Origin of the sequence: Agrobacterium sp. DE0009, assembly GCF_007680755.1 — a bacterium.
In the GTDB taxonomy this organism is placed as follows: Bacteria; Pseudomonadota; Alphaproteobacteria; order Rhizobiales; family Rhizobiaceae; genus Agrobacterium; species Agrobacterium tumefaciens_B.
This window is the reverse complement of sequence record NZ_VEIU01000001.1, coordinates 1,689,768-1,704,355: the sequence shown is the minus strand read 5'-3', so window position 1 is coordinate 1,704,355 and position 14,588 is coordinate 1,689,768. Positions and strand designations below refer to the sequence as shown.

Annotated in this window: 16 protein-coding genes and 1 tRNA gene; 5 read left to right on the top strand and 12 right to left on the bottom strand. The window is 56.6% G+C overall.

Going from position 1 to position 14,588, the window contains the following annotated elements; translation table 11 throughout:
- Window positions 1-13: 13 nt before the first annotated feature.
- Window positions 14-1,408: a M17 family metallopeptidase gene (locus FS804_RS08605; protein WP_144576170.1), complete on the bottom strand. Its 1,395-nt coding sequence runs from the start codon at window positions 1,406-1,408 to the stop codon at window positions 14-16.
- A 256-nt stretch (window positions 1,409-1,664) separates the two neighbouring features.
- On the opposite strand from FS804_RS08605, the gene FS804_RS08600 reads away from it, so the two are divergent.
- Window positions 1,665-2,375: a tetratricopeptide repeat protein gene (locus FS804_RS08600; RefSeq protein ID WP_186376709.1), complete on the top strand. Its 711-nt coding sequence runs from the start codon at window positions 1,665-1,667 to the stop codon at window positions 2,373-2,375.
- 74 nt (window positions 2,376-2,449) lie between these two features.
- Here FS804_RS08600 and FS804_RS08595 read toward each other — a convergent pair whose 3' ends face one another.
- From FS804_RS08595 to FS804_RS08555, 9 genes are all read right to left on the bottom strand, one after another.
- Window positions 2,450-3,436: a type II secretion system F family protein gene (locus FS804_RS08595; protein ID WP_144576168.1), complete on the bottom strand. Its 987-nt coding sequence runs from the start codon at window positions 3,434-3,436 to the stop codon at window positions 2,450-2,452.
- Between the two features lie 9 nt (window positions 3,437-3,445).
- The gene (locus FS804_RS08590) at window positions 3,446-4,450 is read right to left on the bottom strand and encodes a type II secretion system F family protein (RefSeq protein ID WP_144576167.1); all 1,005 of its coding nucleotides are present in this window, start codon (window positions 4,448-4,450) and stop codon (window positions 3,446-3,448) included.
- Between the two features lie 15 nt (window positions 4,451-4,465).
- Window positions 4,466-5,938, bottom strand: coding sequence for a CpaF family protein (locus FS804_RS08585; RefSeq protein WP_063949456.1), 1,473 nt, complete (start codon window positions 5,936-5,938; stop codon window positions 4,466-4,468).
- Window positions 5,939-5,971: 33 nt separating this feature from the next.
- Window positions 5,972-7,255, bottom strand: a complete 1,284-nt coding sequence (locus tag FS804_RS08580) for a CpaE family protein (protein ID WP_144576166.1) — start codon at window positions 7,253-7,255, stop codon at window positions 5,972-5,974.
- Window positions 7,256-7,289: 34 nt separating this feature from the next.
- Entirely contained in the window at window positions 7,290-7,970 is a 681-nt protein-coding gene (locus FS804_RS08575) for a CpaD family pilus assembly protein (protein WP_063949799.1), read from the bottom strand.
- A gap of 62 nt (window positions 7,971-8,032) precedes the next feature.
- Window positions 8,033-9,622 carry a type II and III secretion system protein family protein gene (locus FS804_RS08570; protein ID WP_144576165.1) on the bottom strand — a complete coding sequence of 530 codons (1,590 nt, stop codon included), beginning with the start codon at window positions 9,620-9,622 and terminating at the stop codon, window positions 8,033-8,035.
- On the bottom strand, window positions 9,619-10,425 hold the full coding sequence (cpaB, locus tag FS804_RS08565; protein WP_144576164.1) for a Flp pilus assembly protein CpaB: 807 nt from the start codon (window positions 10,423-10,425) through the stop codon (window positions 9,619-9,621). Before cpaB ends, FS804_RS08570 begins: the two co-directional genes overlap by 4 nt.
- A gap of 124 nt (window positions 10,426-10,549) precedes the next feature.
- Window positions 10,550-11,062, bottom strand: a complete 513-nt coding sequence (locus tag FS804_RS08560) for a prepilin peptidase (RefSeq protein ID WP_144576163.1) — start codon at window positions 11,060-11,062, stop codon at window positions 10,550-10,552.
- Window positions 11,063-11,173: 111 nt separating this feature from the next.
- Entirely contained in the window at window positions 11,174-11,362 is a 189-nt protein-coding gene (locus FS804_RS08555; protein WP_144576162.1) for a Flp family type IVb pilin, read from the bottom strand.
- 439 nt (window positions 11,363-11,801) lie between these two features.
- Here FS804_RS08555 and FS804_RS08545 point away from each other — a divergent pair, with 439 nt between their 5' ends.
- Window positions 11,802-12,185 carry a pilus assembly protein N-terminal domain-containing protein gene (locus tag FS804_RS08545; RefSeq protein WP_144576378.1) on the top strand — a complete coding sequence of 128 codons (384 nt, stop codon included), beginning with the start codon at window positions 11,802-11,804 and terminating at the stop codon, window positions 12,183-12,185.
- Between the two features lie 183 nt (window positions 12,186-12,368).
- Here the strand turns inward: FS804_RS08545 and FS804_RS08540 are convergent.
- Both FS804_RS08540 and FS804_RS08535 read right to left on the bottom strand, forming a co-directional pair.
- Window positions 12,369-12,455 (bottom strand) — tRNA-Leu (locus FS804_RS08540).
- 119 nt (window positions 12,456-12,574) lie between these two features.
- Window positions 12,575-12,880: a SelT/SelW/SelH family protein gene (locus FS804_RS08535; protein WP_063949463.1), complete on the bottom strand. Its 306-nt coding sequence runs from the start codon at window positions 12,878-12,880 to the stop codon at window positions 12,575-12,577.
- Between the two features lie 134 nt (window positions 12,881-13,014).
- Here FS804_RS08535 and FS804_RS08530 point away from each other — a divergent pair, with 134 nt between their 5' ends.
- From FS804_RS08530 to FS804_RS08520, 3 genes are all read left to right on the top strand, one after another.
- Complete coding sequence (locus FS804_RS08530; RefSeq protein WP_144576161.1) at window positions 13,015-13,464, top strand: DoxX family protein; 450 nt, start codon at window positions 13,015-13,017, stop codon at window positions 13,462-13,464.
- Window positions 13,465-13,569: 105 nt separating this feature from the next.
- The gene (locus FS804_RS08525) at window positions 13,570-14,268 is read left to right on the top strand and encodes a type 1 glutamine amidotransferase (RefSeq protein ID WP_186376707.1); all 699 of its coding nucleotides are present in this window, start codon (window positions 13,570-13,572) and stop codon (window positions 14,266-14,268) included.
- Window positions 14,269-14,354: 86 nt separating this feature from the next.
- On the top strand, window positions 14,355-14,543 hold the full coding sequence (locus tag FS804_RS08520; RefSeq protein WP_063949465.1) for a YegP family protein: 189 nt from the start codon (window positions 14,355-14,357) through the stop codon (window positions 14,541-14,543).
- The last annotated feature ends 45 nt before the right edge of the window (window positions 14,544-14,588 follow it).

The window sequence follows — 14,588 nt, the reverse complement described above, 5'->3', positions numbered from 1 at the left end:
AGCGTGGATAGGATTACTTCGCGAAGTGTTGCGTGAGGTATCGGAAGAGCGCTCGAATGCCCTGTGCCTCACCGCCGATCGATGAGTGGTGCCGCTCGCTGAGCGACCAGCCGTAAATATCGAAATGGGCCCAGCGCTTTGTATTCGTCACGAAGCGCTTCAGGAACAGGGCGGCGGTGATAGATCCGGCCATGCCGCCGGACGGCGCGTTGGTGATATCGGCCGCCCGAGAGCGAATATCCTTGTCGTAACCCATGTAAAGCGGCATGCGCCAGAGCGGATCATCCGTATCGATGCTGGCTTCCGCGATATCATGCGCCAGATCCTCGTCATCCGTATAGAAGGGTGGCAAATCGGGCCCCAGCGCCACACGCGCCGCACCTGTCAGCGTCGCCATGTCGATCATCAGATCAGGCGCATCTTCGTCCGCATGGGCCAGAGCATCCGCCAAAACGAGGCGGCCTTCGGCGTCGGTATTGTCGATCTGCACGGTCAGCCCCTTGCGGCTCTTATAGATATCGCCGGGACGAAAAGCATTCGAAGAGATCGAGTTTTCAACCGCGGGTACGAGCACACGCAGATCGACCGGCAGTTTCGCATCCATGATCATCAACGCAAGACCAAGAACATTGGCAGCGCCACCCATATCCTTCTTCATCAGCGCCATGGAAGCGGCAGGCTTGATATCGAGACCGCCCGTATCGAAGCACACGCCCTTGCCTACCAGAGTGAGGCGCGGACTGCCCTTCTTGCCCCAGTTCATTTCCAGAAGCCGCGGCGCGCTTTCGCTGGCACGGCCTACGGCATGGATCAGGGGAAAGTTTTCCTTGAGCAGATCGTCGCCGGTGATGACCTTCACCTTCGCCTTGTAATGGGCGGCAAGCGCGCGGAATGCGATCTCAAGCTCATCCGGCCCCATGTCGTTGGCCGGCACGTTGATGAGGTCGCGCGCCATGAAGACACCGGCTAACACGCGTTTGATCTCACCATCTTCAGCGTCCTGCGGAATGAGGAGCTTTGCCCCGTTCGTCTTGGTGGTCTTGTATTTGTCAAAGCGATAGCTGCCGAGGCCGAAGCCGAGCGCGAGGCGATTGGCCGTCAGCGGTGCGGTTTCGATATGCCACTCCCCCTCAGGCAGGTCACGCGCGAGCTTGCCGGTAATGAAGGGTATCTCGGAAGGATTGCCACCCAACCCGAGAAGCGCGCCGCCGAGCGATCCGTCCGCGGAGGGAACGAGCAGGATAGCGCCGGCCTCGGCCTTGAAGCCAGCCTTTTTGGCCCAGTCAAGTGCGACGGGGTCGATGGCGCCCTGTTCGATATGGGCCGGCGTCACGGCAAAAACGGGCAACGTGCTGCCGGCCTTCGAGCTGAAAGAGGTAGCACGTTCGATGAACTGATAAGGCGCCATGGGATGTTTCCGTAACTCTCGTGAATCGGTGCGATTAACGCTCTGTTAGGGTTAACAGATTATTGCTTAAGCGAAAGTTGCGTCATGTGAGTCTGTCGTGTGTCGGGCGCAAGATCGATCATTCTTGGGCGGGGGCGCTGCCGTGACTGCATTTTCTTTGCTGACCAAAGGCCAAACAGGACTACGTCGGGGAGCATGTCTCGCGGCACTGGCTGTCGCGATTTCAGGATGCGCAAGCACGAACAAGCCGGACCGCATGTCAACCGGCTCCACCCCTGCCGCCACACGCTCCTATGACCGCATGAACATGGATCAGCTTCGCCAGGCCGAAGAAAGCGCTGGTAAAGCCTATGAACGCAATCCTAAAGACAAATCTGTCGGCATGAACTACGCCAGCGTGCTGATGATGACGGGCAAGAATACGCAGGCGCTCGCCGTGATGCAGCAGATCGCCATCGCCAACCCGGCGGACCGCGAGGTTCTTGCCGCCTACGGCAAGGCGCAGGCCGCAGCCGGCCAGCTGGAGCAGGCGCTCTCGACCATCCAGCGGGCGCAGACCCCTGATCGTCCCGACTGGCGGCTCTACTCCGCCGAAGGCGCCGTGCTCGACCAGCTTGGACGCTCGAACGAGGCTCGCTCCAGATATCGTCAGGCGCTGGACCTCAAGCCCAACGACCCAAGTGTCCTGTCCAATCTCGGCATGTCCTATGTCCTGTCGAGCGATCCGCGCACGGCCGAAACCTATCTGCAATCGGCCATCGCCCAGCCCGGCGCCGACAGCCGCGTCCGCCAGAACCTCGCGCTCGTCGTCGGTCTGCAGGGCAGGTTTGCGGAAGCGGAACGCATCGTGGTGCAGGAACTCTCCGCGCAGCAGGCCCAAGCCAATCTCAGCTATCTGCGTGCAATGCTCTCACAGCAGAATTCCTGGCAGCAGCTGGCGAAGAAGGACCCCAAGACCGCGGGTTGAAACGTGGGGTTGCTAAAGCAATCAAGGTTACGTTGGGACGTTGCATGCTGCCGTGATCGTTGGCGGCATTAATGTCAAAACGTGTCCATAACGCGGATGATCGCCGGTCCAAGAATGACGGCAACCAATACCGGCAGAAAAAATATGATCATGGGTACGGTCAATTTAGGCGGTAGCGCTGCCGCCTTTTTTTCTGCTTCATTCATTCGTTCGTCGCGCCCTTCCTGCGCAAGGACGCGAAGGGCCTGGGCGAGCGGCGTACCGTAACGCTCGGCCTGAATCAGAGCTTGCACCACGCTTTTCACCCCTTCCAGCTGGGTGCGTTGACCAAAATTCTCAAGAGCGACACGCCGGTCCTGCAAAAAGGAAAGTTCCGCCGTCGTCAGCATCATTTCTTCCGCAAGCTCAGGAGACTGTTCACCCATTTCCTCGGCAACACGTCGCATGGCAGCCTCCATCGAGACGCCTGATTCGATGCAGATGAGCATCAGATCGAGCGCATCGGGCCAGGCCCGCCTTATCGATGCCTGCCGCTTGTTCATGCGGTTCGAGACATAGATGTTTGGGGCGTAAAAGCCGATATATCCGAACAGCAGCACCGCCATCAGCCGAAATACAAACGCTTTGTCGGCGAGGTTCCCGAGAACAAAAACCCAGGTGAATGCCACGGCCAGGAAGATGAAGGGCAAGATGAATCGGGCGGCGAGAAAAGTGTTGAAGGCATTCTGCGAGCGCAGGCCGGCCGCACGCAGTTTGTTCATCGTATTCTGGTCGGCAAGCGCTTCGCGAAGATTGAATTTTTCAACGATGCGCCGGGCGGACTTGTTGTTGTTGCCACGAAGCGATGTCCTGCCGTCACGCGTGGCTGTCGAAAGCCGCTCGCGTTCGCGGCTTCGAATGAACTCCCGTTCCGACGAGACCGCTTTCATACGCTTGGCGAGGTCTTTTCGCTCCAGGAATGGCATGATCAGCGTGTAGAGCGTCGCAAAGACAGCCAGAGTGACGAGAGCAGCGACGATCGTCTGGGGATCGGTGAGGCTAGAAAGAAGATTTCCTGTCATGCCGCGACCTCAAATATCGAAATTGATCATCTGGCGCATGATGAATATCCCGATCAGCATCCAAAGCCCGGACGCGCCCAGAATGATGTGCCCGCGCAAGTCGGTGAAAAGGATCGAGAGATAGTCCGGCGAGGTGAAATGCACCAGCATCATGACGATGAACGGCAGGGCGCCGATGATAACCGCGGACGCTTTCGCTTCCATCGAAAGGGCGTTCACCTTGGCGCGCATTTTTTTGCGGTCACGCAATACCTTTGAGAGATTGGACAGCGCTTCCGAAAGGTTGCCGCCCGCCTGGGCCTGAATATTGATGACGGTGCTGAAGAAGCTGACTTCAAACAACGGCATGGTCAGCATCATGCGCTCTATTCCCTGCGGAATGCCGATGCCCACCTGTTGTGCGTCGACGACACGCTGGAATTCGGATTTGACGGGTTCCTGGCCATCTGACGCTATAAGCCGAACCGCGTCGTTTAGCGGCAACCCCGATTTGATCGAGCGGCACATGACATCCAGAGCATTGGGAAATTCCGCGAGGAATTTTTTTTGCCGCCGCTTAAGAATGAATGCGAGTGTCCATCGGGGTAGTCCCAGTGCGGCGACGAGTCCGATGAGTAGAGCGATGAGCGGGGACAGGTCATAAAGCAGAGCGACAAGCACAGAAAAGACAGCTGCGCCGATGGTCAGCATATGGAATTTTCGGGCGGAAATACCCAGCCCAGCCTGTACCAGCTTGTCGCGAAGGCTGACATCCTTTGCCTTCTTGGCCTTTTCGTTCTGCTTTTTCTCCATATCGCGCAGGCTGTCCTGCATGGATTTGCGCCGCTTGCTGAGTTCCTGCACACGGTCGCGCGCCGCCTTGATATTGGCGTGATCCGTCTCGGCGGCCTTCACGCGCTTGAAGCGGCTGCTCGTCTTTTTTTCGACCTCGATCTGCTGAAAGAGAAACGCATAAGCAAAGGCCCCCGCCGAGATGGCGACGAGTATTGCCAGTAATACGATCGTCGGGTCCATGGCCGTCGCTTCCCGTTAGGACATCTTTTCCATTTCATCGAGCGCGGCCGCCAACCGTTTTTCTTCACCGTAATAGCGGGCGCGATCCCAGAAATGGGGCTTGCTGATACCGGTCGAGACATGCCTGCCGATCAGCTTGCCGTTGGCGTCTTCGCCCTCGATCTCGTATCGCATCAGGTCCTGGGTGACGATAACATCGCCTTCCATGCCGATCACCTCGGTGATCTGCGTGATCCGACGTGACCCGTCTCGCAGACGCGCCGCCTGAACGACGACATCGATCGATCCCGAAATGATTTCGCGGACGGTCTTTGCCGGCAGCGTAAAACCGCCCATCGCAATCATCGATTCGATGCGGCTGAGGCATTCGCGCGGGGTATTGGCGTGCAGCGTTCCCATCGAGCCGTCATGACCGGTGTTCATGGCCTGCAGCAGGTCAAAAACCTCCGGTCCGCGCACTTCGCCGACGATGATGCGTTCAGGCCGCATACGAAGGCAGTTCTTGACGAGATCGCGCATCGTGATCTCGCCCTCTCCTTCAATGTTGGGCGGCCGTGTCTCGAGCCGCACGACATGCGGCTGTTGCAGTTGCAGTTCGGCGGTGTCTTCGCAGGTGATGACACGTTCGTCCCTGTCGATGAAGCTCGTCAGGCAGTTAAGAAGCGTTGTCTTACCCGAGCCGGTGCCGCCTGAGATGACGACATTGCAGCGGACACGGCCGATGATCTTCAGCAATGTCGCGCCTTCGGGCGTAATCGCTCCGAAGCGCACGAGTTGATCGAGCGTCAGCTTGTCCTTCTTGAATTTTCGGATTGTCAGTGCCGGACCGTCGATGGCAAGGGGCGGAGCAATGACGTTGACGCGCGATCCATCCGGCAGGCGCGCGTCGCAGATCGGGCTCGATTCATCGACACGGCGGCCGACCTGACTGACGATCCGCTGGCAGATGGAAAGCAGCTGCGCATTGTCACGAAAGCGGATATCGGACTCGATGGTCTTTCCACCCACTTCGATAAAGGTCTGGCCGGAACCGTTGACCATGATATCGGCAATGTCGTCGCGTGCGAGAAGCGGCTCCAGCGGACCATAGCCGAGAACGTCGTTGCAGATGTCCTCTAGCAACTCTTCCTGCTCGGCAATCGACATCGCAAAACTTTTGATCGTGATGATGTCGTTGACGATATCGCGAATTTCCTCACGCGCGCTTTCCGCGTCGAGTTTGGCGAGCTGCGAAAGGTCGATGGTATCGATGAGAGCCGAAAACACCTGGCTCTTGGTATTGTAATATTCTTCCGTCCGGGCGCGTTTTCTCTGCGCCGGGGATGCGGTTGCCGGGGCTTGACGCGTCACGGGTTTTTGGCCGGGTTCAAGCGTATCGATTGCCGCGGAACGGGGCTCAGGCGCCATCACCGTCTGCACGGGGACAGGCGCAACAAGATCCGGTTTCGTGCTTCTGACTGGGCCCTCAGGCCCGCGTTTTCCGAACATCGGCGTTTCCGTCTAACAACGCAGGCAAAAGACCTACTTGCGCTTGAGAATATTCTTCAGTTTTTCTAGGCCACCGCGTCTGCTTTTGCGCAGTACCGTGCGGCCAGTGATAGTGTGGGCGATCTGCGAAAACGTCTCCGCCGTTTGGGATTTTTCGTCCAGCTCGCTGATCATACGCCCACTATTGGCAGCGTTCCCGAACAATTGCGCGTCGAAGTGGATGACCGCGATCGGCTCGATCTCCAGGGGCTCGAGGAAGTCCGCGGGTGCGATTTCAGGCCTTTTCGGCATGCCGACCTGATTGAGGATGAGATGCGGTAATTTGTCGTTCGGCCGCAGCTTGATCAGGGCATCGAACAGGTTCTTGGTGTTGCGCAGATTGGCGAGATCCGGAACCGCGGTGATAACGACCTCGTCAGCTTCTGAAAGAACGGCTCTCGTCCAGTCGCACCATTGGTGAGGAAGATCGAGAACCGCGACCGGCGCGCTGCGTTGCAGGACCTCAAGGATCGGCAGGAACGCCTGGCGATCCAGATCGTAGGTCCTGTCGAGAAGCGACGGCGCCGCAAGAAGCGACAGATGATCGGAACATTTCGTCAGCAGGCGATCAAGGAAAACCTCGTCCAGCCGCTCTGGAGAAAAGACCGCTTCAGCCATCCCCTGCGCGGGATCCTGATCGAAATCGATATTGGCGGTGCCGTAGGCCAGATCCATGTCCGCCAGAATGGTTTCTGTCGAAAAAAGGCTCGATATGCCGAAGGCGCAATTATGCGCGATGGTGGATGAACCAACGCCGCCCTTGGCGCCGATGAAGGCGATGTTGCGCCCGAGCGGTTCCGCTTCAGGATCGACAAAAATAGCGGCTATCGACCCGAGCAGGTCGGCCATATTGATTGGCGCAACGAGATATTCGGAAATGCCGTTGCGGATAAGGTCGCGATAAAGTGTGATGTCGTTGTGACGGCCGATGATGATGACGCGCGTGGATGGATCGCAGACCTCAGCCAGTGGGGCAAGGTCATCGAGCAGCGAGGCGGGCGAGCTCGCTGTTTCCAGAACGATGAGATTGGGCGTGGGCGAAGCGGAAAACATGGTGGCCGCCGCGTTGATATCGCCCTTCGTCACCCGCAGGGTAACCTTGCTCATGCGCCGGTCGCTGGACAAGGCATCCATCACGCCCTGCATATTGTCGCTGACGCAGAACGCGTGAACGGAAATCCGCGGCAAGGGCCGCAGCCGATCCATGTCCGACCCGCGCAAGAGCAGTTCGGCTTCCTGTCCGCCACTTGGGTTGATATCGTATTCTACAGCGCTCATTGTCTTTCCTGCCGTGGCGAATTCTGGAGCCGCATCAATTTGTCGTCGCCGTGTTTTTACCCTGGCGGTATGTGTCGATAACAACCGCACGGCGCTCGGCATCGATCGGGCTCATACCGCGCGGGCCAACAAGATCCATCGGGTTTGCAACTTGTGCTGCGAGATTGCTTTGCGAGGCGCAGCCGAAATTGTACCAGTTCTTGTTGGCAAAGGTATTGTCCGAAAGATCTTCGGGCCATTGGCCGCACTGTCCGGTCATGGCAGTAACGGCGACATAGCTCAGGCGGATCGGCGCTGAATCGCCGTTGGGAGAGGCGGCGTAGTGCGTTTGCATGATCTTGCCCGGCGCCACGCCCGCACCGGAAAGAGTGGAGCGGATCTGTTTAGCCATTCGCGATGCCGCGGCGGAATTGGCCGAGCCCGATGGTATTTGAATATTGACGACGCCTGTCGACATGGAAGCATAGTTCTGCGCAAAGCCGCGCACATTGTCAGCCATCGCTGTGGTCAAGCGGCTATCACCGCCAGAAACGGGTATATCAAGCGAATGCTCTGCTTCAGAAAGCGTAATGGGGTGGCGGGTGCGATAATCATCGGGAATGGCGTTGGTCGTCATCGGGTCGCGCGCGCAGCCCTGCAGCAGCCCTGCGACAACTGCGACGACAGCCGCAAGACCGATCCGCCGTGCCAGATGGAGGTGAGTGTTTACGTGCATGATGTCACCTGCGCGGGCCAGATTTGCTGCGAAATCGGGTTGGGGATGTGTTGTGCTCGTCTTCATTTGTAGATGAACCCCACGGAGCCTTGGTAGGGCGCCGCCTGAACCTGGTCCTTGCGGCCATAGACCTTGTTGACGCGGTTCATGAAATACATGGCGGCATCGTTTTCTGGATTGAAGTTGTCATCGGGGCGCGCGATCTGGTTGCGGGCAACAGGCCGAACCAGATAGGGCGTTGCGATGATCACGAGCTCCGTTTCGTTGCGTAGGAAGTCCTTGCTGCGGAAAAGCGTCCCGAAAATCGGAATCTTCGACATGCCCGGAAGCCCGGACATTGCTTGACGGATATTGTCCTGAACGAGCCCCGCGATCACGATCGATCCGCCGGAAGGAAGTTCCACGCTGGTTGACGCTTCGCGCTTGCGGATAGACATGTAGGTGTTGCCCGGAATGCCGGGGGAGTTATTTCCGGTGACCACACCTGCCTCATACGTAGGCTCGGAAACATTTGTCTCGATCTTAAGGCTGATGCGACCTGGCGATAGAACGACCGGTCGAAAGTTCAAGGATATCCCGTAATCCACTGTATCCGTCCTACGCGTGACCGTAGGACGGCCAGTGTCTTTGTCGATATCCACCTCTTGTTCAGCAGCTAGACGAAACTCGCCGCCGACGTAAAATTTAGCCTGCTCGCCTGAAATGGCGGTAAGGCTTGGTTCCGCAAGCGTGCGCATCACCCCAGCTTGCTCCATCGCATTAATATAGGTACTCAGGACCATGCCACCGATTGATTTCGAGGCGAGCGGTAGCGCGCCGCCAATGCTGTTGGTGAAGCTTCCTGCGTTCCCGAGGTTCGAGGGATTCTGAAACGTTATGCCGTTACTTCCGTCAAAGGCTCGGCCACTAAAACCCAGCTGCTTCAGAACCTGCCGGCTGACTTCCGCCACGGTAACCTTTAGGGTTACCTGATCTTCCCCTTCGATCGTCAACATGTTGACAATTTGGGATTTCTGCCGGGCTTCGGCGAATATAGCCGCGTCGCCGCCATTATCGCCACCGGTGAGGGAGATATTGCGGGTCGTGGCCTCGCCGCCTTTGAGGAAGGCCTCAGCAAGCTGCACCGCGCGGGCGGAATCCTGCGGCGTCCTGACACTACCGCTCAGCACGATGTTGTCGGAAACGATCTCGACCTTGATGTCTGATTCTGGGATGAAGCGTCTAATATTGGCCTCGAGACCCGAGATGTCCCGTTCAACCTCAAGATCGAGGCTGACGATTTCGCGACCGCCTTCTCCGAAAATAAAAATGTTTGTCTGGCCGACCAGCTTGCCAAACAGATAGATGCGCCTTGATGTACGTGTAACCGCATCCGCGAGTGTCGGATCGGCAACAAGAATGTCGTGCGCGTCATCCGGAAGGTCGATGACCAGTGCTTTGTTGAGCCCGAGCTTCAGGCGTTTACGAATACCGTTGCCACTCTCTGTTATCCGCACGATGCTCGCACTCTGCGCCTTTGCCTCGGCCAACCGCAGAGCATCGGGCACATGAGGGCCGGGAATGCCCGAAAATGCCACGCAAAAAGCGAGGCCGCCCATAAAAGATGACCGCAGGTGCTCGGTGAGACGCTTAGACATGGTACCCCCGGTCATTGTGATGCTCCTTGGCCGCCCTTGATGATCGAGCCAGATTTGATGACCTGAATCTCCGGTCGACCAGAACCACCGTTGAGAAGATAGCCCGCCGAAAGCGTGTCGTTTTCCTGCGCGTCCGATACGGAGCGCAGAGCGAGGGTCAGGCGATCCGCCATCTGCTGCGCCACGGTTATGATCTTTGCCTGTTCAGGGGTCAGCTCCAGCGTCGCTGTGGCCCCCACGACGGCCGACGTTCCGTCCTCACCTTCCTTGATCTGTTGATCGATCGCGAGGACACGGACGTTGTTCAGGACGTTTTCTGTCAGAAAGTTGTTATTGTCGCCCTTGCGGACCATGATGACATCGACACGATCATTCGGAAGAACAAAACCGCCTGCTCCGGTTGCAACGGAAATTTCCGTGGCGACCGCGCGTTTGCCAGCCGGCAGGAGCGAAGACATGATGCGCGTGCTGGAATCGACGACTTTTTCCGGTCGGATAGGCTCACCTTCAAACAAAGGCAGCCGCACGACCGCGCCAGCAAGCTCGGTGATGGCGTCGGGCCTCTTCGCGTCCGTGATGAAACTATCAACGACATTGCCCTTCGGCCATGGTGTCCATCGCACGGAGCTATCGTTAAGCCGGCTACCGACCGGCAGATTGACGGAGGAGACAAGAACGTTGACCGTCGGCTCTTTCTGGATGATCGTTTCCGCTTTTTCGATAACCTGCTGGGTGCCTGTTATCTGCATGGCGACAACACCGGCGAGACCGGCTGCGGCCAAGGCAACGGAAAGAATGACAATGCGCGACGGCTTCATGCTCGATCCTTGAGGGAATCAGATTTTTCTGCTCTCAGGATGACGCGTGATTGGTATAATTATGGTTAATATTTTGCTTTCGATTACGGTTAAGAAGCCTTTAACAATAACCTGACGATGGTCTCTAGTGGAGACTTGCGATCGCAGCTTTTACGATCGGCGCCTCACCGAACGTCATCAGCCCGGCGACGGCAATCCCAATACCGTAAGGAACCTTTTTCGCAACAAGCAACGAATCTGGTATCGGCATCCCTGTCGCAATTATTTGCTGCGAGCGCGAGCGTAGAATCAGGATGCCGATTGTCAGAATCCCGCCAAGAAATGCCGTTCCAAGCAGGAATTCTAAAAGCGATAGATTGAAGCCATACCAGCACGCAGTTGCCGTAAGGAGTTTGGCATCTCCTCCACCCATGACATTTGCAGCAAATAACGCGAAGCAACATAAAAAGACTATTGCAGCGGCTAGCATACTCAACAGGAATGTTTGCCAGTCCATACCCGTAAAGGCTGCCACTGCTATAAAACTCAGAAGCAGTATCAGGGAAATACGGTTGGGTATGGTCATGCTGAGGAGGTCGTTCAGTGCAGCAAAGGTCAGGCACAAAGGCACGATCAAGAAAATTGCAGCAACAACCATTTCAAACTTCCACATAGGAACGGCATTCAAGCGGTGACCGGCTGTGCGTCTAAAAATTAAAATGCTAATAGTGGCCGCCTCTCATGGCGGCCACTATTAGAGATCATAGAATTACTGGCCAGACTTCGTCGCTGCGGTCGTCATCTTCGTGCCAATATTCGTGAAGAGCGTGCCGATCTGGCTACCGACAGTCGTCGCTCCGCCGATGATGGCAACGGAAATAAGCGCTGCGATCAGGCCGTATTCGATGGCGGTCGCGCCGGATTCGTCTTTGAGAAAACGAGTGAAAATCTTGGTCATGGGTCTCTCCTAACTCTTGTTTGGTTCAGCACGCCGACAACTGTTTTCCGTTGTTCGGTTGGCCTCAAGCTACAGCGGAGCGATTTCCAAGCGCTTAAAAAAAACACTTAATTCAAAGTAAACACCATGATGAGTTTCACGTGGTAAATAAATACAAAAAGTATTCTGTGCATTTTTATTTTTGCTGATAAATGAATATATTGCAGCGATGCTGAGGGTGTTCCTTGAAGCTCCTCCGCTCTTGCGCAACGCTTCAGCTGTACAGTTTTGAGGCGTAGCGGGATCAGCGAGGTGTCAATACATGACGCCAACCTCCGACTGCGAGCGGCAAGTACGCTTCATTTAACCCTTAATTCACTAAAAACACGCATTCTTGGAGTAGCAAAGTGGGGCATAAGCAGGGGCCGAAGGCGTGTCATACGGAAAACTGGCGAAAATCGTGGTCGGCGTGTCCGCCTTGCTCTCGGCATCACTGCAGCCTGCCCTTGCTCAGGACGAGATTTTGCGGGTTTCGATGAACCACGCCCGCGTTCTTCGTCTCGATCGCGCCGTCAGCAAGGTCATCGTTGGTAACTCCAAGGTCGCTGATGCCACGGTCGCCGATGCCACCACGATTGTTCTGACGGGCCGCAGTTTCGGCACGACCAATCTTGTGCTTCTCGATGCCGATGGTAATCCGATTGTCGATGAACGCATTCTCGTCTCCATCGACGAGGGTAATACGGTTCGCGTCTTCCGCCAGACGGAGCGCACCGTTCTATCCTGCACGCCAAACTGTGAGCAACATTCTCAAAACAGTGGCGATAAGGAAGCTCAGCCGTAACACGCTGATATCAACTGTAGCACTGACGGCAAACGGCCTTCCGACGACGAAGGAGGCTGTCTGCGTAACGATTTTGCGACGAGAGATAAGCCAAAAAGCAACATGCTTCCCGGCGTATGCCGGTGGGCTATATTTTGCTTTTTTTTGGCTAAGTATTTGATCTGGCTAAGATCAAAAATGGAATGGTGCCCAGAAGAGGACTCGAACCTCCACACCCTTGCGAGTACCAGCACCTGAAGCTGGCGCGTCTACCAATTCCGCCATCTGGGCGACGGAGAGCGATGTACGAGGGCAGCCGCTCGGTGTCAACAGGCTTTTTGAACTTTTATGACGATCGTTGATTTTAAAGGGAAAAAACTTGCTGGAGACTGTTGGAACATGTCGCCGGGTCAGGTGTCGAGGCCCTCACGATTCGTTCTGTCGACATGACCGAGATCGCGCTCCGGGTCGATGATGTCACGGATTCTCTGCTTGAGTTCTTTGGGGCCGGGAAAACCGCCATCGCGTTTGCGTTCCCATATGGTCGTCCCATCAGCGGTGATCTCGAACAGGCCGCCGGTCGAGGGTACGAGACTGACTTCGCCGACATCGGAGGCGAAGGTTTGCAAGATTTCCTGCGCCATCCAGCCTGCGCGAAGAAGCCAGTTACACTGTGTGCAGTAACGAATGATTATGCGGGGTTTGGTCTCGGTCATTCCTGGGCTCCTTCAGCACGATAATGCTCACGATAATGTCAACATTTCTACTCATGTTTTTACGGGCATGTGCTTGTTCTTATCAAGTGGCTTTGCGAACAGAGAAGCTGTCGAAGCCTGAACATGGAGATCCTATGGCCCAGTATGAGAATAATCGGCAGCGCCTTTTTGTGCCGGCGGTTGCGCCGCTTTATAATTCGACCCATGACCTGGTTGAGACCATTCTGCGCGTCGCGGCAGGACTTCTGCTCGTCACGCATGGGTTCGGCAAGATCGTCAATCCTTTCGGTGCCGTTGGCATGGTGGAGAGCCTTGGCTTTTACCCTGGTGTCTTCTGGTCGCCATTGCTGGCTGCCACCGAGTTTTTCGGCGGCATCCTAGTTGCGATCGGTCTCTTCACGCGCCCGGCATCTTTGGCGGCCATGATCGTCCTTTTGGTAACCGTCTATTTCCATGGAATCGTCAAGGCGGAAGGCTTGGGTGGGGCGGAAAAATCGATCCTTTGGGCTGCGATCTTCCTGTTCTTTGCTGTTCGCGGCGGCAACAGGCATTCGGTGGATGCCCGGATGGCGCGGGAATTTTGAGGCAGATCGCCATTCCATCGGCCTCCCACCTCGCGCCTCTTGAAAATCAGCTTTGGCCGTGATGAAGCTGCGCTCGATCCGTTTCTTCACATGCCAAGAGGTTTCATGCGCGTTGCTATCATCGAAAATATGGCGGGCACGCCATGGGGCCAACTGGGCGTCGCCTTGACGGAGGCCGAGGCCACGGTCGATGTCATCAAAGCCTATGCGGGTGAACCTCTCCCGCAGCATGCGGGAGATCATGACGCGCTTGTGGTTCTTGGCGGTGAACAGAATGCGCTTGACGATGCCTTCAGGCCCTATTTCCCGGATTTGACGCGGCTCATGAAATCCTTTGGAGATGCGGGCAAAGCGGTGATGGGCGTCTGCCTCGGTAGCCAGTTGCTGGCACGTGCCTATGGCGGCGAAAATATTCTGGCAGGCCCACCGGAATTTGGGTGGGAAGAGGTATCCGTCACTGAGGAAGGCGCGTCTGACCCGCTTATGGCCGGAATTGGGGAAAGTTTCCCGATTTTTCAGTGGCACTGCGATACGTTCACGCTTCCTGACGGCGCGACGCGGCTTGCGACCAACGCGGTCACGAAGAACCAGGCCTTTCGCGTCGGGCGCGCCGCCTATGGCACACAATTTCACTTCGAAGCATCCACGTCGGTTGTCGATGCGTGGAGAAAGACCTTTCCCACGTCGATCGAAAAAATGTCGCCGGGCTGGCTGGAGAACTATGACTCGCACCGCAGCAGACGGGCGGATGCGGCAGACGGGGCCGGACTGGAGATAGCCCGTGCCTGGGTTCGGCTGATTTAGTCCCTGCAATTATCCGTTGCGAAGTGAGCGCAAGGCTGCTCAAAATTGCCTCGTTCACCCCTGATTTGCACCGGAGGCGCAAAGACATGTACAAATTCGAAATCTACCAAGACAAGGCCGGGGAATATCGTTTCCGCTTCAAGGCATCCAACGGCGAAACCATGTTCTCGTCTGAAGGCTACAAGGCCAAGGCATCGGCTGTCCATGCGATCGAATCGATCAAGAAAAACGCGCCCGGCGCCAACACCGTCGACACGACGACGATGACTGCCTGAGCACCAATGCCACCTCAGACCTCGAAGCGGTGCGTCCCTGACAAA